The sequence below is a fragment of the Aequorivita antarctica genome, from assembly GCF_007997155.1.
Lineage (GTDB): Bacteria > Bacteroidota > Bacteroidia > Flavobacteriales > Flavobacteriaceae > Aequorivita > Aequorivita antarctica.
Map to the genome: position 1 here is coordinate 103,934 of NZ_VORT01000009.1, position 23,156 is coordinate 127,089.

Annotated in this window: 20 protein-coding genes; all 20 read right to left on the reverse strand. The window is 36.2% G+C overall.

Going from position 1 to position 23,156, the window contains the following annotated elements; genetic code table 11:
• Positions 1-65: 65 nt before the first annotated feature.
• Positions 66-623, reverse strand: a complete 558-nt coding sequence (locus ESU54_RS12935; protein ID WP_111844082.1) for a Pycsar system effector family protein — start codon at positions 621-623, stop codon at positions 66-68.
• Between the two features lie 234 nt (positions 624-857).
• A complete protein-coding gene (locus ESU54_RS12940) occupies positions 858-2,882 on the reverse strand; it encodes a S9 family peptidase (protein WP_111844083.1) in 2,025 nt (674 codons plus the stop codon).
• Between the two features lie 89 nt (positions 2,883-2,971).
• Entirely contained in the window at positions 2,972-3,208 is a 237-nt protein-coding gene (locus tag ESU54_RS12945; RefSeq protein ID WP_317130408.1) for a DUF6090 family protein, read from the reverse strand.
• Positions 3,205-4,506 (reverse strand): APC family permease, encoded by a 1,302-nt coding sequence (locus ESU54_RS12950; protein WP_111844084.1) that lies wholly within the window; start codon positions 4,504-4,506, stop codon positions 3,205-3,207. The genes ESU54_RS12945 and ESU54_RS12950 overlap by 4 nt, the downstream gene beginning before the upstream one ends.
• Before the next feature lie 15 nt (positions 4,507-4,521).
• Positions 4,522-5,703 (reverse strand): DUF1624 domain-containing protein, encoded by a 1,182-nt coding sequence (locus ESU54_RS12955; RefSeq protein ID WP_111844085.1) that lies wholly within the window; start codon positions 5,701-5,703, stop codon positions 4,522-4,524.
• A 31-nt stretch (positions 5,704-5,734) separates the two neighbouring features.
• The gene (locus tag ESU54_RS12960; RefSeq protein WP_111844163.1) at positions 5,735-6,784 is read right to left on the reverse strand and encodes a proline iminopeptidase-family hydrolase; all 1,050 of its coding nucleotides are present in this window, start codon (positions 6,782-6,784) and stop codon (positions 5,735-5,737) included.
• Positions 6,785-6,800: 16 nt separating this feature from the next.
• Positions 6,801-7,982: a dipeptidase gene (locus ESU54_RS12965; RefSeq protein ID WP_111844086.1), complete on the reverse strand. Its 1,182-nt coding sequence runs from the start codon at positions 7,980-7,982 to the stop codon at positions 6,801-6,803.
• A 126-nt stretch (positions 7,983-8,108) separates the two neighbouring features.
• Positions 8,109-9,968 carry a M14 family metallopeptidase gene (locus tag ESU54_RS12970; RefSeq protein ID WP_111844087.1) on the reverse strand — a complete coding sequence of 620 codons (1,860 nt, stop codon included), beginning with the start codon at positions 9,966-9,968 and terminating at the stop codon, positions 8,109-8,111.
• Positions 9,969-10,033: 65 nt separating this feature from the next.
• A complete protein-coding gene (locus ESU54_RS12975) occupies positions 10,034-10,792 on the reverse strand; it encodes a DUF6090 family protein (RefSeq protein WP_111844088.1) in 759 nt (252 codons plus the stop codon).
• A gap of 39 nt (positions 10,793-10,831) precedes the next feature.
• Positions 10,832-11,542: a DUF6090 family protein gene (locus ESU54_RS12980; protein WP_170253284.1), complete on the reverse strand. Its 711-nt coding sequence runs from the start codon at positions 11,540-11,542 to the stop codon at positions 10,832-10,834.
• A 25-nt stretch (positions 11,543-11,567) separates the two neighbouring features.
• A complete protein-coding gene (locus ESU54_RS12985) occupies positions 11,568-12,347 on the reverse strand; it encodes a DUF6090 family protein (protein ID WP_111844090.1) in 780 nt (259 codons plus the stop codon).
• Between the two features lie 12 nt (positions 12,348-12,359).
• Positions 12,360-13,076 carry a DUF6090 family protein gene (locus ESU54_RS12990; RefSeq protein ID WP_111844093.1) on the reverse strand — a complete coding sequence of 239 codons (717 nt, stop codon included), beginning with the start codon at positions 13,074-13,076 and terminating at the stop codon, positions 12,360-12,362.
• Positions 13,077-13,334: 258 nt separating this feature from the next.
• Positions 13,335-13,697 (reverse strand): hypothetical protein, encoded by a 363-nt coding sequence (locus tag ESU54_RS12995; RefSeq protein ID WP_146743982.1) that lies wholly within the window; start codon positions 13,695-13,697, stop codon positions 13,335-13,337.
• Positions 13,698-13,864: 167 nt separating this feature from the next.
• Positions 13,865-14,605: a sulfotransferase family protein gene (locus ESU54_RS13000; RefSeq protein WP_111844095.1), complete on the reverse strand. Its 741-nt coding sequence runs from the start codon at positions 14,603-14,605 to the stop codon at positions 13,865-13,867.
• 170 nt (positions 14,606-14,775) lie between these two features.
• Entirely contained in the window at positions 14,776-15,630 is an 855-nt protein-coding gene (locus ESU54_RS13005; RefSeq protein WP_111844096.1) for an SDR family oxidoreductase, read from the reverse strand.
• A gap of 23 nt (positions 15,631-15,653) precedes the next feature.
• Positions 15,654-16,532, reverse strand: coding sequence for an ester cyclase (locus tag ESU54_RS13010; protein WP_111844097.1), 879 nt, complete (start codon positions 16,530-16,532; stop codon positions 15,654-15,656).
• Between the two features lie 66 nt (positions 16,533-16,598).
• Positions 16,599-18,149: a M20/M25/M40 family metallo-hydrolase gene (locus tag ESU54_RS13015; RefSeq protein ID WP_111844098.1), complete on the reverse strand. Its 1,551-nt coding sequence runs from the start codon at positions 18,147-18,149 to the stop codon at positions 16,599-16,601.
• Between the two features lie 73 nt (positions 18,150-18,222).
• Positions 18,223-19,965 carry a DUF885 domain-containing protein gene (locus ESU54_RS13020; protein WP_111844099.1) on the reverse strand — a complete coding sequence of 581 codons (1,743 nt, stop codon included), beginning with the start codon at positions 19,963-19,965 and terminating at the stop codon, positions 18,223-18,225.
• Between the two features lie 58 nt (positions 19,966-20,023).
• Entirely contained in the window at positions 20,024-22,117 is a 2,094-nt protein-coding gene (locus ESU54_RS13025) for a prolyl oligopeptidase family serine peptidase (RefSeq protein WP_111844100.1), read from the reverse strand.
• An 88-nt stretch (positions 22,118-22,205) separates the two neighbouring features.
• The gene (locus ESU54_RS13030) at positions 22,206-23,111 is read right to left on the reverse strand and encodes an alpha/beta hydrolase (RefSeq protein ID WP_111844101.1); all 906 of its coding nucleotides are present in this window, start codon (positions 23,109-23,111) and stop codon (positions 22,206-22,208) included.
• Between the last annotated feature and the right edge of the window lie 45 nt (positions 23,112-23,156).

A 23,156-nucleotide genomic window follows, 5' to 3' on the forward strand; every position in this document is an offset into this window, starting at 1 on the left:
TTCAATTTTAATTTGAACCATTTGCGATTTGGCTATTCGTCGTTTAAGCCATTTGACTGGGACTTTTACAGGGTAGTAATCACATAATAAATAATAGTAATCAGAACTAACACTAAACCCAATGCCAAAAATTTAAGCGATCGCTGCACATTTTTAAACTTTATTGTCGCAATTTTTGAAATGATAAACACTTGTTGTCCCAAATGATCAAAAAGTTGATCTTCGTCTTTACTTATTCGGTGGAAGGTTTTGGAGAATTCATTAATGGTCCCAAACTTTGAAATTACGTCGCGGAAGAAGAATATATTTTTGTCATATTTTGCCTCGATTCTAGGAATAAAGCAGCGAATAGCAAAATAAATGGACGCCACCGTACTACAAAGCCAAAGCCCTAAAAGAATGTACAATATCATTTCATTTGGCACATTTTTTACCGCCATAGCCGCACCTTGATAAATAAAATTCAGTAAAATTCCATAAAAGGAAAGAATAAGTCCAGCCTTCAGTTCGGAAGCTTTTATTAAGCCAGCAACGTAATTAATGCTACCCCAATAGTGATCTACTAAATCATCAGTATGCTTATTTTTAATTGGCGGTAGGGGTTGTTTTTCTTGTTCTTCCATAATGCTGTTTTTTGAAATCGGTTGAATTTACATAATCTGTTTGCTTTCAAGTTTTTAGGAATGATTATTTTGGGGAGATTGTTAAAGTTAAGAAATTTAGCTATAAAAAGTTATCTCTTTAGGACAAAGGCATTTTAAAACTTTCCGAAGCGGTTGAAATTTGAGATATTTACTTGTTTTGCCTTCTGCGAGCAGGTTTTGGCGGATGTTTCTAAAGAGTTTTATCATTGAAGATTAGTCTTTGCTCTTATATTTATCAAACCAGGCCAATATACTTGCAACTTTGGCAATCAGATTACTTGGTTTGTTAGCAATGCCATGCGAAGCTCCCGGAATTCTTACCATAGCAGTTTCTACATTTTGAATTTTGAGGGCTGCATAAAACTGCTCCTGTTCGCTAATAGGTGTTCTAAAATCGTCTTCACCACCTAGTAACATGGTTGGTGTGGTAACATTGCCAACATAAGACAATGGCGACCTTTTGAAATAAGCTTCAGGATTATCCCAAGGTTTGTCTCCAAACCAATATTTGTAGAAAAATGCAGGGCTATCTGCATAAAGTACAAAACTGTACCAGTTAATAACTGGTTTAGCCACCACAGCAGCTTTAAACCTGTTGGTTTTGCCAACAATCCAAGCAGTTAATACGCCTCCACCTGAACCACCAGTAACAAAAAGATTTGCAGCATCTACATTGCCCATTTTTATAACAGCATCAACACCAGACATAAGATCTTCATAATCGTGATTAGGATAATCATGGTGAATCAAATTTCCAAACTCCTGTCCATAGCTTGTACTTCCTCTAGGATTGGAATATAAAACCACATAACCTGCAGCGGCATACATTTGAATTTCAGCTGAAAACACAGAACCATAACTGGCAAAAGGACCTCCATGTATTTCGAGGATAAAAGGATATTTTTTAGTAGCATCAAAGTTTGGAGGTGTTACAAGCCAACCTTGAATGTCTCTATTGTCATAAGAAGACTTCCACCACATTTCTTTTACATTGCCAAGTTGTTTGCCAGCAAATAGATCTTCGTTTAAATTGGTAATGCGTTTGGTTTCACCACCATTCCAAACTGCTAAATCTGCAGGATGGTCAGTTCCGCCAAGTGTATAAGCAAGCCTGTTTTTTGCTTCTGAATAGGAAGCTGCGTTGTAGGGACGACCTAATGATAGCCCACCAAGATGGTCTGTAATAGTTCTTATTTTTCCAGTGAGTGCTACATGGCCAATTTTGGTATCGCCTTTTTCATCATACTGAAAATAAAGACCTTTGCCGTTATCTTCCCAAATTGGGTTTGAAATATCTCTGTCTAAATCTGCGGTTATAATTTTGCTGTCAGAACCATCGGCATTCATAACATAAAGTTTGGTAACTGTATAGCCTTGATAGGTATCATCAAAACCTGTATAGGCTATTTTACTTCCATCAGGCGACACAACTGCACCATCATCTGGACCTTTTCGAGTAGTGAGTGCTTTAATGGCTCCTGTGCTTATAGAGAGCTGATAAATTTCGCTATCTACAGGTTCCATTTCATGGTCTTCGTGAAGATTGGCGCCAAAATAAAGCGATCTTCCATCTTTAGACCATATAGGATTTCCGTGATCGTTAGCAGTAAAACTTAGCTGTCTTGGGGTACCGCCATCTGTTGAAATTATAAATAATTGGTCGTTGCCACCTTTAAGGTAGCCTTGACCATCACCTCTGTATTTCATTTGGTCAATATAAATTGGAGGTGCATTCCATTTAGCGCCTTCAGGTTTTTGGGGTAAGGTGATAGGAGATGTTTTGGTAGCAGGTACAAACATAGAAAATGCCAATTGTGTATCATCCCAAGACCAAGATACTGAACCAGCACTTTCTGTAGTGTTGGTAAGGGCTAAAACATCTTTGGAATCCATCCACATCATATAGAGCTTTATTTTATCATCTTTCATATTCGATTTGAACACTATTTTTGTTCCATCGTGCGACCAACTTGGTGCAAAATCGTTTTGGTTTCCTGTAGTAATGGGTCTGTTTTGGCTGCCATCAACATTTACCATCCAAAGATTAGATAAGTTTCTGTCTGTCATAACATCCTTGAAATTTCGGACGTAGATAATGTGGTTGCCATCAGGAGAGATTATAGGTTCGGAAACATATTCCATATTAAAAACATCTAAAAGTTCCAATTTTTTAGAGTTTTGAGCAATGCTATTTGCACAAATAAGAATGGAAATGATAAGAAAATAAAATGTTTTCATAATATAATATTTTGGTTAGTAACAATATAGACCCATTTTTAAAATGGGTTAGTTAAATATATATGACTATTATTATGATGATTTATTGGCTATTTGTTTTTTAATTCTGATTGTATTTTGGCTAAAATGAAATTTTCATCAAGACTTTCCAATATTGCTTTTTCTTCAATGGAATTTTTTTGAAGTTCATTCCAATTATTAATGCTCAACGCAATTAAAATACCAATAACCACAAGGATTATTTCACCAATAGCGTATTTAAGATATTTACTGGTTTTCCCTTCATTGAGAAGGTTTTTGTGGATGTTTCTAAAGAGTTTTATCATACAACTTTCTTTTTTAAAAACTTAATAGCGAAAAAAACAAGCGTTAATACAACTATGACTATTCCTGTACCAATCATCTCATTTGCCGAAAGGCTTGATAAAAAGTATAGGATTATGGCAATAGCTAAAATGGGGACAGTCCAACCTCCTGGAATTTTAAATCCTCCAGTATATTGTTCTTTAGAATTGCGCAACTTAATTACAGAAAGTGCTACTCCCAAATAAAGAATCAACATTGCGCTACTGGCAATAATCACTAATTGTTCAAAACTGCCAGTAACAGCTAAGATAAAACCGATAGTTGCATATAAAATAATGGCTATGTGTGGTGTAGCAAATGATTTGTGAATTCTGGATAATGCATTTATCGGGATTACCTTATCTCTGGCAAGCGCATAAACTATTCTCGGACTATTCAGAATGGTCCCGCTCATATAACCAAACATGGAAATAACGGCGCCAACAATTAAAAGCATATATCCAAAAGGGCCAAAAACAACACGGGCGGTTTCAGCAAGTGGAGCTGCTTTAAAATTTGGTAAAGCATCGCCCATAACACCTTGAGAAACTGTTTGAATTAAGATATAAACAATCGCGACTGTTGTAATACTTATTAAAATAGCTCTAGGGATTGTACGTTTTGGATTAATAACCTCTCCGCCAACAATAATACCCGTTTCGCAGCCTTGAAAAGCAAAAAATAAAATAAGGGATGTTTCGCCTAAAGTTTTAACACTCGGAAAATGTTGAAAATACAAATTGCTTAAGGAAACATCCTTAATGCCGATGAAAATCAGTAAAAGCAAAGGTATTAGCTTAACGATGGTATTAAACTTCACTAAACCCATCCCTTGTTTTAAGCCAATTACATTTACGTAAACTAGACCGTAAAAAAGAATAAATAAAAACAAAAATCGAGGCCATCCATTTTCAAATATGGGATATGCCGAGGCAACAACATTTACTAGCGCATTAGAGACAGCGGCATCTGCAAACAAATTACTTCCAACAGCAAAAACACCAGCAACAAAGCCAGGATAATCGCCAAAAGCTGTTTCAATATAGGTGTAGGGTCCGCCGGTGTTTGTTACTTTACTTCCAGCTTCTGCAAAACAAAGCATTATCATTGCCATTAACAGTCCGCAAAACAAATAAGCAACAATGCTGGATGCTCCCATATAACTAGCTACAATTGCAGGTAGTACAAAAATACCAGAGCCAATAATAATATTAATGATGTTAGCCGATAAACCCAGTGCGCCAACTCTTCTTTTTAATCCTTCGTCTTTTTGAATCATAATATTATTTTCTAATTATAAATAACTCAACCACCATTTATCCTTATTGTTAGCTTTATAGATCATGTATTTTTTGCAGAAAGGGTAGAGTAGAAGCACTACGCCAATCCAAACCAGATAAACAACAAATAGGGAATAGCCATAGGTTATAAGACTTGCATTACTGAAATTTTCCGCGGTCAAAATCATAGAATGCCAATCTCCACCAAAAATCATCATGCCAACAATTGCAAAAACGTGGATTACAAAAACGTGGAGGAAATAATAAAACAGTGGAACCCTTCCAAAAACCAAAAAGAAATCCGTGAGCTTGTTTTTTGTGTTTTCAAATATGTATAGGAATATAAATGCTGGCCCCATTGTAATGCACAGATATAATAAAGAAGGCGGATATTTGGTTACGTTAAATATTGAAAGAATAGTTTTGGATGCGGTATCTTGAATTGTCCACGGCACTAGGTCGCCATAAACGTTCACTCCCCTTAAAACAAAAAATAGAAAAAGCGCGCCAAAGCCTAATAACAGTAGCCATTTTCCACGAATCATTGCATTAAAATCCTTTTGATAAAATGTGCCGAACAAATAGCCCAAAGCCATCAGTCCTATCCATGGAATTAACGGATAATGTAATATAACCAAAGAATTTGGCCCGAAAACCAAACCGTTTTCCTGGTGTAAAATATACCAAATGATGGCCTCAAAGCTTTTGCCTTGCATCACAAAGTCGTCCAATAAATTATGTCCGGCAATCAGAGCAATTCCTATTATAAGAATAATTTTTTTCGGTAAATAGATAAGAAAGGAAAGGCAGACCATACTGCATCCGATGGCCCAGATAACTTGAAAAATATTAAGGCTATATGTTAAATCAAATGTCCAGATAAGATTATTGACAGCGATTTCCAAAAAAATGAGCCAAATACCACGGGTAAACAGAAATTTAAAAAGTTCTGGTTTTGTTTTTCTGCTTCCATACAGAAATGCTGAGGTTCCTGCTAAAAACACAAATACCGGGGCACAATAGTGTGTAATAAAGCGTGTAAAAAACAGCATTGGTGTAGTAGTCTCCAGATTGCTGGGGTCAGAAAAAAAAGCACCATAATGGAAGTAATCCCGCACATGGTCCAAGGCCATGATGACCATCACAACGCCACGTAGGACATCAATGGATTCAATTCGGTTGGTTTTTGGTATCATTGGTTGTTAATTAGCTGATTTTACACCAACCTTATTTGAATTCTCCTGTATTTACATCTTTAATAAATTTTATCAATCCTGGAAAATAAGTTTCTGGGTCATCATATTGTGAAACGTGTCCTGCATTGACTGTCAAACTTCTTCCGTGTTGCACTTGGGTGCTCATCCATTCCATATATTTTGGGTCCATAGTGTCGTATTTTCCACCAATCATTAAAGTTGGAACAGTCAATTCCTTTAATCTATCGGAAACATCCCAGCCTTTCAATGTTGCATTTCCAGTTACACCAAATTCACTATAACCCTGCATATAGATATAAATGTTTGGGTTGAGGTGCGAAAAACCGCGATTGATAAACTCGGGCCATTCATCCAAAGGTTTGCGAAGGATGTGTTCTGTGTAATAATTATTCATCACCAACTCGGCGTATCTGGGATTTGAGAAATCTTCCTTTGCCTCCAATTCCTTGATTTCTTTATAAATTTCTGGAGGAAGTTGAGCTCCCAATACTTCAGCATATTTTTCATACTCAGGAATGCTGGCCATCATATTTGAAATAATCAAACCTTTTAAATTGTTTTGATATTTCAGTGCGTATTCCATTGCCAAAATTCCGCCCCACGATTGACCAAGAAGATAGAAATTGTCTTTATCTAAATTTAAAGCCTTGCGCACTTGCTCCACTTCTTCCACAAAATGTTCTGTGGTCCAAAGTGTGGAATCGTTGGGCTTGTCGCTGTAATAACTGTCCAGTTGATCGTAATAGATGTATTCTATTTCTTCATTGGGAAGATAGCCGTCAAAATTTTCAAAAAATTCGTGGGTACCACCGGGACCACCGTGAAGTAGTAAAACCTTCATTTTTGGGTTGTTGCCCATGCGTTTTGTCCACACATTAAAAGTGCCTTTTGGAGTAGTAATCGGAATCATTTTGATGCCGCCCGTTATTTGATCATCGCTATTTGAATAGTCGAAATAATTGGATTTACAGTCGGTTTCAGACTTTGCGGTTTCTTTTTTTTCGGCACAGCTTAAAAGTAGCACTGCGGAAATTATGAGAAAGTAAATTGTATTTTTCATAAGTGTTGGTTTTATGTTAATTGGTTTCATTGGCTTTTAAAACTCGAAGCAGATTTCCGCCAAGGATTTTATCAATATCTTTTTCGCTGTAGCCTTTTTCAACCAAGGCTTTTGTAATTTTTATATAATCGGTAACATCATCCAATTGTTTTGGTGGCAGAAAAATTCCGTCAAAATCGGAACCGATACCTACATAATCCACACCTACCAAATTGATGACGTATTCTATATGTTTAATTACCAGTTCAAAAGGTGCGCGAAATTGTTGGGATTCATCTGCATATTTTATGTAGATACTTTCTTGAGCGATAAATGGATTCATCCCAGCCTGCGTTAATGAATCTATTTCTGCTTTGTATTTTTTAAGAAAGACACTTTCCCGTTTATCAACAGTTGGATCAATAAATCCTGAATTAAAGTTTATTTGAATTACGCCACCATTTTTTGCAATCGCTTTTATTTGATCATCTTTCAGATTTCGAGGATGTGGACAAAGTGTATAAACTGAACTATGTGAAGCGATAACAGGTTTTGAAGTTGTGGCGATTACATCATAAAACGTTTGTTCACCCACGTGCGAAATATCTATTAACATTCCCAAGCGGTTCATTTTTTGGACTACTTGTTTGCCAAAAGCGGTAAGCCCATTTTTTCCTTCGGAATTTTTTGCGCCTTCCGGATTGGTTTCGTCGGCAGCGCTGGTTGCCCATGGTGTAGAGTTATTCCAAGTTAACGTGATGTAGCGAGTACCGCGATTATAAAGCGCTTCAAGCTTGCCCAAATCATTCTCAAACTGATGGCCGCCTTCCAAACCTACTAAAGCCGCAATTTTGCCATTTTTTACCGCTTTTAAAAGTTCTTTTGAATTGGCGACTTTTACGATTTTATCAGGATTCCGTTTTATTACAGCATCCAAACTATCTATTTGGCGGTTGGCAAAGGCATACGGATTTACCCTTTCGCCATCGCTCCAAACAGAAAAGAATTGAACATCTAAGCCACCTTCCTTCATCCTGTTGAGGTCGCTGTGGGTTTTGCCTTTTAAATCGGTGTCGAATACTAAATTCTTCTCCATTGTTTGGGTAAGAAAATCGTTGTGAGTGTCCACAAGAATGGCTTTGCTGTGAATTTTTTGATAATTCTGGGCGCTTAATTGAAGCGTTGCAATTCCTAATAAAATAAATAGTTTTGTTTTCATATGTTGATGTTTATTGTTTTTTACCGGTTATATGTAATTGCTTCGCCAATTCGTGCAAAGCTCTCGGGTCTCATATCATTATTGGTTTTTGCTACCAATTATTGGTTATGCTCATTTCATAATATTTTATAAATTTCTTCCAATTGGGTATAATAAATAGCGCTCATCATAGAATTTTGTTTTGCTATAAAACCAAGTGTATATGGTATTTGGGTCGTTCGCAAAAATAGTATCCGATGCTTTTTTATCTTCAAATTCTTTTAGTAATTCGGGGGAATCCGCAAGCATTTTTGTGATGGTTGGTTCCATAACATAGGCTTCAATATATTCAGTACGTTGAAAAATCGCATTGAAAAATCCCCAACTCAAAAAAGAATCGGGTGATTTGGGTTCCAATAAAAACATCGTTAAATCTCCTAAAGGTTGGTCGGTTGAAATATATACTGAACCTGCTGGAAAGACTTCTTTTCGGATTTCTGGAACGGGTATACCTTTTACTTGCATATGGCCTTCATAGGGTAAAACGTTGCCTGAGTCATCCTGAAATTTTGCGTCTTGAATGCGGTACATTTCTACAGCTACTTCTTTTGGTTCTTTTAAAATTTCCATTTGAATACCATGTAGCTTTAGCCTTTCAATGACTTCAGAACACCATATTGGCACATAATATCCTTTTGGGCGAACCACCAAATCCATAGGTTCTGTGGCTTTAAAATTGGCAATGGTCATGGTTACCGGTTTGCCTGTCCATTCCACATAATCCGTATTGGTTACTTTGGATTTTACAATTTTTGATTCAATTCCTAAAAGTTTTAGACTATCGGGAGCCGCAACCACATCCTCTTTCAACTTCGCGATGGATAAATTTTCAAAATTTACTTTATCATCCATTTGTGGCACTTTAAACTTCATAGGAAGCGGGGATTCTCTTTTTGCCCTATCGGTTATCGTGCTTTCTTTTAGTGAATTTCCCTCTGTTGCTAGTATTTTTAAAGTGCTTTCTAATAATACATATGTTCCTAAAACCCGTTGTTTGAATGGCTTTAAAGAATGATTTTCAACAAGAACGCTAGCAGTATGCCGCGCATCTCCATAAGCATCTGAAAATCGAGGTTCTCCTGATGCAAGTATATTTCCTTCAGAAAAGTCACGATCGTTTAAAGCAAACAATAATTGTCCGGGAATGTGTCCATTGGCAATTAGGTCTTTATCCGCCTGTGTTTTGTAGGTTTTGTCTAGCCAATTGGAAATAGATTTTGAATACCCTTGTCCATCCAAACCACCAAATGTAATGTCGTATTGATAATCAGCACCGTCGGTAACGTGAAGATCCATGTAAAGTAACGGGTCATATTCATTGATCACATTTATTACGGATTGCACTTCTTTGGTGTCTATTTTGGCATAATCTCTATTCAGGTTTAAATTTTGGGCATTGGTACGCCATCCCATATTTTGCGGTCCTCGCTGATTGGGTCTGTTAAATGATGAACTTCGCTCATGTCCATCTACATTTAGGATGGGAATAAATAAAAAATTCACATTTTCTATCAATGACTTCTTATTTCCAAAAGCAATATCACGAAGAAGCATCATTCCCGCATCTTTTCCGTCAATTTCCCCAGAATGGATTCCAGCTTGCGCCAATAATATTGGTTTTCCTGATTTTTTTAATGATGCGGCAGTCACTGTTTTTTCTGTGGAAGCAATCACCATATAAATAATTCTTCCTTCCGGGCTTTTGCCAATAGAAGTCATAGTAATGAATGGCGAAGCGTCAGCTAGTTTTTTAAACCAACTCATCGTTTCGTCATAGGTTGGGGTTTTGGTGAAAGCTGATGTTTCTGCAGTTGTTATCCACTTATTTGAAGCATTTGCAATGAGTAATTCACTTTTTCCGTGCCATTCTTGTATGGGTGGAAGTATGGACTGCGCATTTAATTGAAAGGTTGCGATACTTAATAAAATTAATAGTTTTGTTTTCATTTAGTGTGCTGATTTTGAAAGGTTAGCTAGTGATGTTATATTGAAAGTTACTTAGAATTAATTCATTATTTTCTGTTTTCTAATTCAGTATCAATTGAAACAACGAGTTCTTTACAAACAAAAATCTGTGTTGCCATTAAATCACGTCTTGCTGTATTGCTATATTCTTGAATGTAATTTGCTTTTTTATAAAATGCCAAATATGTTGGTGTGTTTAGGTTGTGCACCCACGTTGTGTCAATATTTTTTATGTTTATCAGTTTCGTTTTTAGCTTATCTATAAGTAGTTCATATTGATATAAATCGGGATGATTCATCATTTTTAAAACTTCTTTATTGATTTCAAGAAATGCTAACGAGTAGTTGTCTGCTTGAGAATAAAACTGGGTTATTTTTGTTTTGAGTGTTTTATTTTTAAGATTATAAAATTTACCTGTATTCAGCATTTCATCATAGGTGCTTCTTGTTAATGGAAATACCTTCAAACGGGTAACAATAAGCGTATCAATTTGTCTAAAATCTTCAACTTTAGGATTATTATTGAATAATTTTAAACCATCGGCAGTACTTCGCTCAAAGGTTGCGTAAAGTGAATCTAGCTTTGTAAAGTCTGAAATGTTGCTTTGGAGTTCTTCTTTTAAATTTTGTAAGTCATCTCTTTCTTGTAAATTTTTTATTCGGTTTTGATTCCAATTGTTTATTGCCAAAGCAATCAAAATGCCAATGACCACGAGGATTATTTCGCCAATGGCGTATTTGAGATATTTTGTGGTTTTGCCTTCTGCGAGCATGTTTTGTCTAATGTTTCTGAAGAGTTTTATCATTTAGGTTAGCAGTTAATATTATAAAGTATTGTGCTTTCGTTATGTCTTTAATTCTGTATTAATTAGTTCCATAATAGTATTTATTTCCTTTTGCATTTCTTCTAATCTCTCTTTGGTTTCGTTTAGAGATATACTTTTCCAACGATGTATTCCTTCGTAAACCAAAATCAGCTTCTTTAAATTTTCGTCAATATTTAAAAAATCCTTTAGTTTAGGTTGATTCAATAGCCTTTTAGGTAGCGTTGTTGACCCTAGCAAAAGGCTTAAATTTTGAGTAATGTCACTCTTTCCATTGTCTGTATCTTCAAAACGCTTTATAGTAAGGGCTTGAAGACGTTTTAGATCGACTAATCTATTTCTTATATTAGAAGGAATTAATCCAATATCACCAGTGCTCTGAAGTGATTCTATAGTACTTGTATTAAATGTTAATGGTGTCGTTTCCAAATCGAGTTTAGAGATCTGTTCATAAACTTGATTTGGTGTTAATACATCTTTATGATACCCATCTGTATAACTCTCATATTCTTTTAAGTAAGCGCTAGATTCTTCAAGGTAGTCTTTTGAAAATTTAATATCGCTTTTCAAGTCGTCTATTAACTGCACATAATAATCTTGTTTCTTTGCATTTAATTTTTGCTTTTCATTCCAATTATTAATGCTCAAAGCAATCAAAATTCCAATGACCACGAGGATTATTTCACCAATGGCGTAGAGGAGGTATTTGCTTGCTCTGTTTTCTTTAATCATGTTTTGGCGTATTTTTCTAAAAAATTTAATCATGTTGCAATTCGTTTTTTATGAGATCCTTTAATTTGATTGTCTCAATAATGAGTTCTTTCATTTTAATCATATTTTGATTTTGGCCTTCTCCAATTAGGTCCATTCCTATTTGGTAATCTTTGTATTCTTTCGAGTTTTTGTCAGTGTAAAATGGATAGTTATTTAGGTTGAAATTGAGGGAGTCTATATGATAATCCATCATTAGCTTCCCAAAACCATCATCAAATTTTATAAATCCATAATTTATGTCTTTAGAGTTCGTTACATTATAGTCTGATTCGCGTTCGCCTCTTTTGTAGTAGGTTGTGATGGCTTCCACCAAAGTTTCAGAACCCAGAGAATATAATTTGCCTGTATTGCTCAATTCGGAGTATGTGTTGTCATTCAAATTCAAAAGCGAACTTCCTGAATTAAAGGGAGCTGTCATGAGGTAGTTGAAATGAGATTCTTTCAGTCCTAAATAGGTTAGTTTTAATATGGAATCACATGCTTTTACCGCTTCTTCCAACGATGGATAGGTGCCGTCATTTAAAGAATCATAAACTATGGTACTTAATCGTTTCTCATTAGCATCAAGGTCTTTTAGCATTTTGCTTAAAAACACTTTGTTGCTTTGTTTTAACTGTCGTTCGTTATTCCAGTTGTTGATTCCCAATGCAATCAAAATCCCAATGACCACGAGGATGATTTCGCCGATGGCGTATTTGAGGTAGTTGGTTGTTTTACCTTCCTTTAAAAGGTTTTTGCGGATATTTCGGAAGAGTTTAATCATTATTTTCTAAATTTAATTAATAGCATCAATTTGTTTAATAATGGCTTCTCCGTTTACTTTGAATTTCTGTAATTCTTGAACATAAATGTCATGCACTAAATAATATATTGCAATCCGATTTTTTTGTAATGGATTGTCTATCATAAAATCTATCGCTTCATCGGTTTCGTTATTAATAAAAAAAGACGAAAACCAGGGTAATTGTTTATAATCACTCAAATTATTAATCATTTCGCGCATTACCTCAGAAGTGGCTACATTGATTTCTGTTAGATGTTGATTGTAAAATAGATTAATTTTAGAGGCAAGATTTTGTTTATCAATAGTACCATCGTTCGGTAGGTTTTTAAGTAATTCAAAACCACGTAGATTGATTGAAAAATCTTTGAAACCCTTTAAAACACTAAGGTACTCTGGGTGTTTTAGGTAGTCTGCTTTTGAAGGGTTTTTGTTTAGAACAGCCTCGAAAGCGGGTTTTCTAACGGAATCATAATCATTTATAAAGGAATTTATTTCGGTAATGTCAATAGATATATCTTCTCTAATAATTTGATAAATACTATATAATGTTTTTTTTTGCTTTCTGTTTTCGTTCCAATTATTAATGCTCAGGGCAATCAAAATCCCAATGACCACAAGGACTATTTCACCGGTGGCGTATTTCAAATACTTTGTGGTTTTACCATCGTTGAGAAGGTTTTGGCGGACGTTTCGGAAAAGTTTGATCATTTTGATAGTTGGTTTAGTATAAAGGTTACTGTTTTGAACCTATTAAACTTTATTATTTCCATTGGAAACTTTGGAAGCATTAGTATTGTTACAATTCATGGTCAATAACCCAACATTTTTAGCCACTAGTACTAGAATAGTAAGTCTTTTTATTATGTGTGTGTTTAGGGTTGTTTTTAAATTAAAAAGGGCGGACCTGTATTTCAAATTTGCTCGCCCTTTCTGACCTTTAAAAGCTAAGTTGTTTTACCATAGCCGTTAAGCTTCTTCAAGCACGCTAAAATTCGGTACACTGATGACACCAGCTTCTTTCATTGCTTCTTGCGTAGCTGGATTGCTGGTGTAAGAATTAAAAGTTTCCACGCTGGGTGCTTCAAAAATGAAGGTTACATCATTCGGGTTCTTAACATTTTTGTACAGTCCTTTAAATTTTAGTCCTGCTTTGTCTCGATTTGGCTGGTCTACGTCAAATCCTTTTTTCCATTCATCGAAGTCTTTCACTTCGTGTTGACCAATTACTGTTACCATTGTGTTGTAATTTAAATTGTTATTGCTTACTCTATCCGGTTTTCGGCTTGCTCCGTTTTTGTCTATGTTTTTAGTTTTGATTATTGTCTTCAAAAATTGTTGAAAATTTATTGCCAATTGCTTCTTTAAAAACACAAATCAAGTCTGAAAGTGAAATAACCCTTTATACTTCTCTTGCACCTATAAGGTAACTGGGCATAATTTGGTGTGCCTTTTCTGCGCTTCTATCCAAGCTGGATCTTCTAACACTTCTTTAAACTTCATCCAAAGAATTTAATCAATCCATAGATAATCCCAACTAATACGATTGCTCCAATTGCCAATATGGTATATGCGCCTTTGGTTATATCTGCAATTGTCTTTTTAATTTCTGCACGATCATTTACATTTGGAAACTCAGAATTTGGCACTTCAACATCTAGAAATTTACAAAGTGGTTCCCATCCCTGATCTACTGTAAAGATTAAAAGCTTTTCCTTAGGAATTGCAGCTTTCACTTCTTCTATATGTGCATTATAGCGTGCAATAGCTAATGTTTTATCATTCATTGTCCCCTTGTGATTTCGTTGCCAAATTAATTTCGCGCTCATATTTCCCATTTTTCTACCGAACGAGGTGAAGAGTTCAAGGACTTTAAACTGCCATCGGTTTTCGGTAAAATAAATGGTTGCTATGGTGCTTTCATACCAAGCCTCGGGTCCGCGCGGATGCAAGGTGAGTAATACTTTTGCATCGGGGTTTGCTTCATACAATTCACGCCATACACAACATGCCGGATTATCTACAGTAGCGTTATACTTTTCAAATACTTTATCCCAATCATGTTGCTGACCAGCCTTTGCATTAGCCACATCATTCCAAAAATCGAGATGCCCTTTATTTTCTTTATTAAGAATTACTTCCGACATGTGGTAGCATGGAAATCCCAATTGCTTTAAAGCGGTAAATGTTGACATGGTACCTGTTCGTCCATATCCTGCTCCTATTATTTTTAGATTCATTTTTTATGGTTTTAGAATTTCTGTCTTATAGGTTTGCTTAAAGAATTCTTTGTTATTTTGATTGTTAACTTTTATAATATTTTTATTGCCTACTCTATCTGGTTTTTGGCTTGCTCCGTTTTTTTATGATAATTTAATGTTTCATCAACTAAGTGCCATTTTCTTAGTATTTATCTCGCATTCAAACCAAAATCCTGCTCAACCGATTTATACCAATCTTCGTCGCTTGCGGCATTCCAATCCACCCATTGTTCATCTGTCAAGGAAGCTCGCCATGCCATAAACGGTTCTGCATCTGGGCCAACGGGATGTCTTAATTTCCATGTTTTACTGTCTGAAATTTCCAAAATTTTGACTGCCACGAGTGAAGGTGGCGTTGGCGTTTTTAATGCTGCTTTGAAAAGACCAGCTTGACGTTTTGAATGTGGATAGATGGAGTTGCCATTGACTGAAATATCAGCAGCCATTTCGGTATTGATGATGCCTGGTTCTACTATAGCAACCCTAATGTTAAAGGTTTTTACTTCTTGTGCCAAAGCTTCACTGATAGCTTCAAGCGCAAATTTGCTTGCGGCATAAGCACCCAACGGACTATTGGCAATATGACCTGATATTGAAGCGACATTAATAATGCAACCATTTTTGTTTTTTCGCATATGTGGCAGCAAGGCTTTGGTACACCGAAGTACCCCCAAATAATTGGTATTCATAACAGATTGAAAATCGTCCATCGACATCTCTTCAATTGATCCATGACGTTCAATCCCAGCGTTATTAACAAGTACATCTATTGAACCGTGTTTTTGTAGGATATCATCCATGCATTTCTTTACAGAAGCATCAGAATCGACATCCATTTTAGATATCGTGATGTCCAAAGATTCATTTTTGATTTTTTGCTTAAAATCGGAAGCTGCTTCGGGATTATGCATGGTGGCAAACACTTTATAGCCTGCACGACCGAATGTTAATGCTGTTTCAAGGCCAATGCCCTTGCTTGTTCCTGTAATGAGTGCTGTTTTCATAATTTTATATTTGGCTAATAGATTTAATTTTGCATTGCATCTGCTACTTTCTTAGTGTCCAAAAACTGCTGAAACGCGATTACCTTTCCATCCTTAAGTGTCCAAAGATGTGCAACTTGGGCATTATAGGTTTTTCCAGTTTTCTTTACTTTGGCATCATAGCGAAGTGTTGCCAATACTTGGTTGTTATCCATTCCGTGAAGTTGAATGTCCATTAGTTTAAAATATTCATTGTCTGCTCCCAACTTTGCAAATACACCATTTAAAACGGCATCTGGTCCTATGTATGGATTACCATCAGCCAAGGAATTGCTTTCAGCTTCGTTCCAAACTATTTTGGCATCCATCGCGCCAAGTACTTTAGGAATATCACCAGTTGCAAATGCTTTGTACATTCCGTCAACAACAGCTATATTATTTAGATCACTAACTAATCCCAATTGTTGCATAAGCACCCCATTGTCCATAAAATCTTGCTCTTGGGCAATGCGTCCGTTTTTCATTAAAACCAATGTAACGCCATCGACATTAACCTTATTTCCAGTAGCTGGAATACCGAAGAAATCGCCAGTGTGCTTTCCTTCAAATCGCCAATGTTTTACAATTTTATTGCCTTGACCAAAAGCATCCTCTACAGTGAATTTGACGTCAGAAAATCCAGTTATAAAATTTTGGTAATAGGCTTTAAAATCTGCAATGCCTACAATATTTCCGGTATCATTAATCTGTACGACATTAGGGTCAAAGTTTTTATCGTTGATGAGGTCAATTTGACCTTTGTTTACGATGTCGTCCCAAACTTGGGTGTACATTTTAAGGTCTTTTTCAATGTTGCTTTTTTGAGCAAATGCTGTGGAAATGCTTAAAAAAGTGATGGCTAAAATTAGTTTTGATGTTTTCATTTGAATGGTTTTATTTGGTTAATTTTTTTGTAAACTTTCTAATAACAATTTGAATTAAAACACACTTTAGTCTTCCCTCGGCAAACGTGAATCTTCTTGTGCAATTTGATAAACTAGCGCAGCGATTACAGTGGCATTTACCATCATATCGCGTTCTGGTACATATTCTAAAACATCTAAATTGGTGTGGTGCGTTACTGTTTCATAATTTAACGGATCCTGAATGATTTGAAATCCCGGGATTTTGTAATAGTCAAAAACTACATGATCGGTTCCTCCTGTGTTTTCAATGGTAAAAGCATTCACATCTAAATACGCATAGGGTTTTAGCATCTCTTCAAAGATGGGTCTGACGGCTTCGTTTCCCTGTAAAAAGATGCCCCGCATTTTTCCGGCACCATTATCCATATTGATGTAGGCCGAAATTTTTTCAACTTCTTTTTTTCGAGTGGTTTCCATTATTTTTCCATAGTGATGTTCGGCATAGGCCTCAGAACCTAAATACCCTTGTTCCTCGCCTCCCCAAAGTGCTATTCTGATCGTTCGTTTTGGTTTTAAACCAGCTGCTTTGATGATGCGCATCACTTCCATCATTACTGCCGAACCTGCGCCATTGTCTGTGCTTCCGGAAGCAGCATGCCAGGAATCAAAATGGGCACCAATCATCACTACTTCGTCTTTTAATGTTGGATCTGAACCTGTAATTTCTCCTATAATATTGACATTATTTTCAGGTTTTAAATAGAGTTTTGAATCTAAATTGAATTTAATTTTTGGATTCATATTTCTGGTTATTAAGCGTTGTAGTTTTCCGAAATTTTCTGGTGAAATCGCAAAATAGGGGATTGGTTTTGCGTCACTTTCTTTATAATTATAAGTTCCACCCGGATGGATAATACCTGGAAATAAAGCCCTTGAATCAAAAACACTTAATACCCCTTCTTCCTTTAAGAATGCGAAAAAAGCATCATCCTTTCTCTTATATATTTCAAACCCTTTGTCATCTTCAATTAAATTATCATCTGAAGCAGAAGGATCTAAAGCATTTTTTAGAGAAGTAACAATCGATTTTTCAGCCTGCTCAATTTGGTCTTCGGCAAATCTTTTTGAAAGTGCATCAAATAACATATTTTGTTCTGGCACAGCTCCCATCAATATGGTTTTCCCTTTTAATTTTCCGCTCCATTGCTTTTTTACTTTTTCTAAATCGGCATGACTTTCAATCCATATCAATTCACCGATTTGCACACCATTTGAACTTTCTGTCCACGCATACGGATATGCCTGTATTTTCATATAAGCAGGTGATGTCATTTCAACGTTGAAAGAATTTACTTCCCAGCCCATACAATCATTACAATATTTTTCGAAATAAACCTTGTCCATTCCCCAATTTTCCAGGGTTTTTTTTGCCCATTCTGCAGCAGTAAAGTATTGATTCGTTCCCGTTAACCGCGGGCCATAAACATCAGACAAGTCTGTAATTAAATTCATAACCTGCGATTTCTGAAAGCCTTCGGTATTGATTTTAGCGAGTGCTTGTGGGAGTGTTTGGCTGCTTGTAACGAATCCTATCAAGAAGAATAGTGGGATAAGAATTTTAGATATTGTTTTCATGATTATTATTTAAATGCTGTTCATTTTTAGATTTTGTCTATTTCCCGCCTTCTTCAATCCACGCTCGAACCCGCTATTCTAAAACAGCAAGTGGCATATCGCCTGCATCAAGAATGGTGTTGTGAAAGGCTTTGATATCAAAGTCATCACCCAAGGCTTTTTCTGCCTCTTGTCGTAATCTTAAAATGGTAAGCTGCCCTATTTTATACGACAGTGGTTGTGCTGGCTCTACCATATAGCGTTCAATTTCTGAAATGATACCAGCTTCTGGAAACGCTTCATTGTCTAGCGAATAGGCTATGGCTTCTTCACGCGTCCAACCTTTATCGTGTAGTCCAACATCTACTACCAATCGGATTGCTCTGTGCATTTCCATACTTAGCATGCCAAAATATTGATAGGGGTCTTCATACAATCCCAGTTCTTTCCCTAGCGATTCAGCATACAAACCCCAACCTTCTATGTATGCACCAGAATATGTAAACTTTCTAAACGCAGGAATACTTTCGTTTTCTGCTGCAAGCATCACTTGATAGTGATGACCAGGAATGGCTTCGTGTAAAAACAAGGCTTCATCAGCATTTACATTATATGAGGTTACGTCTGGAATAGGCACATAAAATACGCCCGGTCTTGAGCCATCAGGATTGCCAGGATTGTATTGTGCACTCGCCGATTTTTCGCGAAACGCCTCGGTGCGCTTTACCATAAATGGTGTTTTAGGTTTTTTATCAAACAACTTGGCTAGTTGTGGTGCCATACGCTTCTGAATAGTATCAAAACTGTTGAGCACTTGCTGTGGGTCTGTGTAAGGCATTAAGTCTTTCTTGGTGCGTACGTGATTAAAAAACTCGACCAAGCTGCCTTCAAAACCGACCTCTTTTTTAACCAATTCCATTGCTATTCTAATCCGTGCTACTTCAGATTTCCCTAAGTTGAATATAGAATCTGCTGAAAGGTTTGTCGAGGTCATATATTCAATCTGGTTTTTGTAGTGTTCCGAACTTGCCGGCAATGGGCCAATACCAGAAGTGGACCGAGCAGCGTCTAAATAATCCGTTTTAAAAAATTCAGCTAATTTTTGATACCTCGGGATAATATCTTCTTCTATTGTTTTTCTATATTTAATTTCAATCGCTGATTTTTCGGCTTCCGTAAATCCCTCTGGCATATTTTTAACGGGACTGTAAAATAAATGGGCTTCTACAGGACCTTTTGCCATTTCTTCAAATTGCGGAATTATTTTTTTTACGATTGATTTTGGTTGCACATAACCTAGGGTAATGCCTTCTTTCATATTTGCCAATGCGGTATCTAACCAAACATTGTAATCTTTTAGTCTTTTTATCCAGTTGTCATAATCTTGAACCGTAACAAAAGGTTGTGTGCTACTGCCTGAAGCCAGTTGGGCGATATACAGATTAACTGAACTCAATTGATTTATGGGTAAATACTTTACAAAATTGTGGTTGGCTGCCAGTCTATTTTTGGTGTACCAAACGATAATATCATAGTTAAGCTGGTCTGATTCGTTGAGTTGTGTCCTATCGTACTGCTGGATTTTATCGAGGTGTGTTTGATAATGAGCTACTTCTTTAGCTCTAAATTCATCCGTTAGATTGTTGGGCAGCGTATCCAAATACCTGTTGATACCAAAAAAATTTCCAAAGAGTGGATCTAACGCCAGACTGCCTTCATAAAAACTGTCATACACTTCTGAAATAGGGGGAAGTGTTGTTTCTTTAATTTCTTTTTGTTTATCGACACAGGCTGTTAATACCAGTGCGAATGTGAGTATTTGTAATAGATGTTTCATTTTTTTATGTTTAATTGGTATGGTTTTGTTCTTTTAGAATAAGATTTCAGTACCTGAATTACTTCAACTTCTTGAGCAAATAGGAATAAGTCAACGCGTTTGATTTTGCGCTTTGTTCATTGGTAGATGAGCCTGCATGACCACCTTCGGTATTTTCATAATAGTAGGTTTTGTAGCCCATATCATTCATTTTAGCAACCATTTTTCTAGCATGACCGGGATGTACTCTATCGTCTCGAGTAGAAGTGCCAAAATAGACTTCTGGGTAATCTGTTCCTTCTTTTAAATTATGATAGGGTGAATATTTTTTGATGTATGCCCATTCTTCAGGAATATCTGGATCTCCAAATTCGCTCATCCAACTTGCTCCTGCTAACAGTTTGTTATAGCGTTGCATGTCTAGCAGTGGTACTTGACAAACAATAGCGTTGTATAAATCTGGTCGTTGTGTAAAAGCAACCCCTACTAAAAGGCCACCATTACTGCCACCCATCGCGCCTAAATGTTTTGGTGATGTGATTTTTTTAGCAATTACATCTTCAGATACAGCATATAAATCGTCGAAAGCGTTTTGTCGGTTTTCTTTTATCGCATCTAGGTGCCATTTGGGACCGTATTCACCACCACCGCGAATATTTGCCAATACAAAAACACCGCCTTTATCTAACCAAGAAACTCCCATTGATGCCCAGTAAAAAGGGGAGCTAGAAATTTCAAAACCACCATAAGCATATACTAAGGTTGGGTTGGTACCATCCATTTTTAGGTCTTTACGAGACACCATGAAATAAGGAATCATCGTTCCATCTTTAGATTTTGCTTTGTACTGTTTAACTTCAAGGTTACTGGTGTCAAAATAGGTGGGTAGGGACTGGTATGGGGTAAAGTTATTACTGCTTGCATCGCCTAGATATAAAGTAGTAGGTGTGATAAAGTTTTCAAAATCAAAAAAATACTGATCAGAATGATTTGAAGTTGCAACAACACTAAGTGCTCCTAATTTTGGCGCTGCTACTTTTTTACTGACCCAGTTTCCATTGGTAAATGAATAGACGAATAAGTTGCTTGTAACATCAGTGAGTACATTAACAAGTAATTTAGTTTTGGTTGTAGAAATTCCGGAAATACTTGAAAATTCATCGGGTTTCAGGATGACTTTAATGTCTTTATTTCCTTTTAACAATTCAGTAAAATTGAGACTTATAAGCGTGCCTGTGGTATAGGTTTTGTTATTTACGGTCCAGTCTGATTTTAATTGAATCACAAATTGGTTGTCCTTTATAATTAATCGTTCATAAGCAACTGCACCTATGGCAGCATCTTCTGGAATATCTAATGGGATGCGTTTATTATTTAACCAAACCGAAAGTTGAGCTGATAAAAAACTAGATGCTTTAACCAATAGGGTGTATTGTTTGTCACCATCGTGGATAATAAAACCTGTAGCTAACACATCTGTAGTTTCCGCTTCATAAATAAGTTGGGCATCTTTTAAAAGAGTACCTCGTTTCCAAAGTTTTACTTGTCTTGCGTAACCCGAAGTAGTCATAGTGCCTTCGCCAAAATCGTTTGAAACAATCAAGTTGTTTTCATCTAAATACGCTGCACTACTTTTTGCTTCGTCTATTGAAAAACCGTTTTCTATAAATTGCTTTTTGTTGACATCAAATTCTTTGATATAAACGGCATCGCCACCACCATTGGATAGTTGAATTAAAAAACGATTGTAGTCAGGATATAGCCCATAGCTTCCTTTATAAACCCATTTCTTATTATCTTGTGCTGAAAGTTTATCGATATCCAGCAGTGTTTCCCAAACTGGATTTCCGCTCTTATAGCTTTCTAATTTGCTTCTTCGCCAAATTCCTCGCACATGGTCTTGGTCTTTCCAGAAATTATAGGCATAGTTTCCGTGAATTGTTGGGTAGGCAATTTTTTCGGTAGAATTGAGGATTGCTAAATTCTTGTCGTAAATGTCTTGGTAGTTTTTTTCTGCACTCAACTCTGCAACGGTGGCTTTATTTTGTTTTTCAACAAATTGCAAAGCCTCTTTGCCATCAACTTCTTCCAACCACAAGTATTTGTCTTCCTGTGCTTTAATACCTTGGCTAATGCCTAATACGGTTAGTAATAGTAGGATGTAATTTTTCATTTTGATGGTTTTTGAATTTTAAATCAATTTTATAGTTAGTGGTTAGAATATAATTTCATTGAAAAAATTAGTATGTATTAGGTATCGCTTATTCTAAGTTGAATCCTGCTTTTATAAATTCTATCGCTTTCAAGTGTGCAGGGGTTTCGGTTTTAACAGACAGCCAATTAACCACATCGTGACCAACACCTTCGTTCATGAAACTTTTAGTGGTTATGCCATTTTCTTTCAACTTTCTCATAAACAACTCTTCTTCGGCACGAGACGTCTCATATTCACCTAAAATGTTGAATGTAGTGGGTAGTCCAGAGAGATTTTTAGACCAGAGCGGTGAGCCATATTCACTTCTAATATCTTCTTCATTAGTAAAGTACAAGTCTTTACATTCAGACCAAGATGAACCTCCGCCATCAAGTGCGGCATACACAAGTAGTTGAAAAGAAAACTTAGGGCCGCCTTTGGTATCTCTTGCTTTCAGCGTTGTGGCGGCAGTAAAGTATGCTCCAGTACTTTCTCCGGCAATTGCAAACTGTTCTGTATCCAATCCGAGTTCTTTTGCGTTTTTCCAAATCCATTCGGTGGCATCATAAACATCATTGTGAGCATCAGGATATTTATTTTCTGGAGCTAATCTATAATTTATGGCAATGACGTTCACATCACTTTGTACTGCCAAATACCTACAGATTTCATCATGACTATCAAGACTCCCTGCTACCCAACAAGCGCCATGAACATATATTAAGGTGGGTTTTAAACTCGTACCTTTCGGTTTGTAAATGCGTATGTCTATTTCACGTCCAGTTATTTGAATCGTTTTGTTTACAACCGTTAAGTCAAATTGAGTTGTGTCGGGCCTGATAGACTCCACTTGCTCCCTAAATTGGTTGATACTTTCTGGAGTAGATAACCAAGCTTCTTGGGATATTCCCATTGAAGGTGTAAAAAGTAGAAATAGAATAAAAGCAAGGAAGAATATGTTTTTTACTTTCATAAGGCAGTTCTTAGGTTTGTCATTTATAATTTTTATTTAGATGAT

Bases quoted from the DNA above. Each gene is read 5' to 3' on its own strand.
- ESU54_RS12935 (WP_111844082.1), bottom strand. From the start codon at position 623: ATGGAAGAACAAGAAAAACAACCCCTACCGCCAATTAAAAATAAGCAT.
- ESU54_RS12940 (WP_111844083.1), bottom strand. From the start codon at position 2,882: ATGAAAACATTTTATTTTCTTATCATTTCCATTCTTATTTGTGCAAAT.
- ESU54_RS12945 (WP_317130408.1), bottom strand. From the start codon at position 3,208: ATGATAAAACTCTTTAGAAACATCCACAAAAACCTTCTCAATGAAGGG.
- ESU54_RS12950 (WP_111844084.1), bottom strand. From the start codon at position 4,506: ATGATTCAAAAAGACGAAGGATTAAAAAGAAGAGTTGGCGCACTGGGT.
- ESU54_RS12955 (WP_111844085.1), bottom strand. From the start codon at position 5,703: ATGATACCAAAAACCAACCGAATTGAATCCATTGATGTCCTACGTGGC.
- ESU54_RS12960 (WP_111844163.1), bottom strand. From the start codon at position 6,784: ATGAAAAATACAATTTACTTTCTCATAATTTCCGCAGTGCTACTTTTA.
- ESU54_RS12965 (WP_111844086.1), bottom strand. From the start codon at position 7,982: ATGAAAACAAAACTATTTATTTTATTAGGAATTGCAACGCTTCAATTA.
- ESU54_RS12970 (WP_111844087.1), bottom strand. From the start codon at position 9,968: ATGAAAACAAAACTATTAATTTTATTAAGTATCGCAACCTTTCAATTA.
- ESU54_RS12975 (WP_111844088.1), bottom strand. From the start codon at position 10,792: ATGATAAAACTCTTCAGAAACATTAGACAAAACATGCTCGCAGAAGGC.
- ESU54_RS12980 (WP_170253284.1), bottom strand. From the start codon at position 11,542: ATGATTAAAGAAAACAGAGCAAGCAAATACCTCCTCTACGCCATTGGT.
- ESU54_RS12985 (WP_111844090.1), bottom strand. From the start codon at position 12,347: ATGATTAAACTCTTCCGAAATATCCGCAAAAACCTTTTAAAGGAAGGT.
- ESU54_RS12990 (WP_111844093.1), bottom strand. From the start codon at position 13,076: ATGATCAAACTTTTCCGAAACGTCCGCCAAAACCTTCTCAACGATGGT.
- ESU54_RS13000 (WP_111844095.1), bottom strand. From the start codon at position 14,605: ATGAATCTAAAAATAATAGGAGCAGGATATGGACGAACAGGTACCATG.
- ESU54_RS13005 (WP_111844096.1), bottom strand. From the start codon at position 15,630: ATGAAAACAGCACTCATTACAGGAACAAGCAAGGGCATTGGCCTTGAA.
- ESU54_RS13010 (WP_111844097.1), bottom strand. From the start codon at position 16,532: ATGAAAACATCAAAACTAATTTTAGCCATCACTTTTTTAAGCATTTCC.
- ESU54_RS13015 (WP_111844098.1), bottom strand. From the start codon at position 18,149: ATGAAAACAATATCTAAAATTCTTATCCCACTATTCTTCTTGATAGGA.
- ESU54_RS13020 (WP_111844099.1), bottom strand. From the start codon at position 19,965: ATGAAACATCTATTACAAATACTCACATTCGCACTGGTATTAACAGCC.
- ESU54_RS13025 (WP_111844100.1), bottom strand. From the start codon at position 22,117: ATGAAAAATTACATCCTACTATTACTAACCGTATTAGGCATTAGCCAA.
- ESU54_RS13030 (WP_111844101.1), bottom strand. From the start codon at position 23,111: ATGAAAGTAAAAAACATATTCTTCCTTGCTTTTATTCTATTTCTACTT.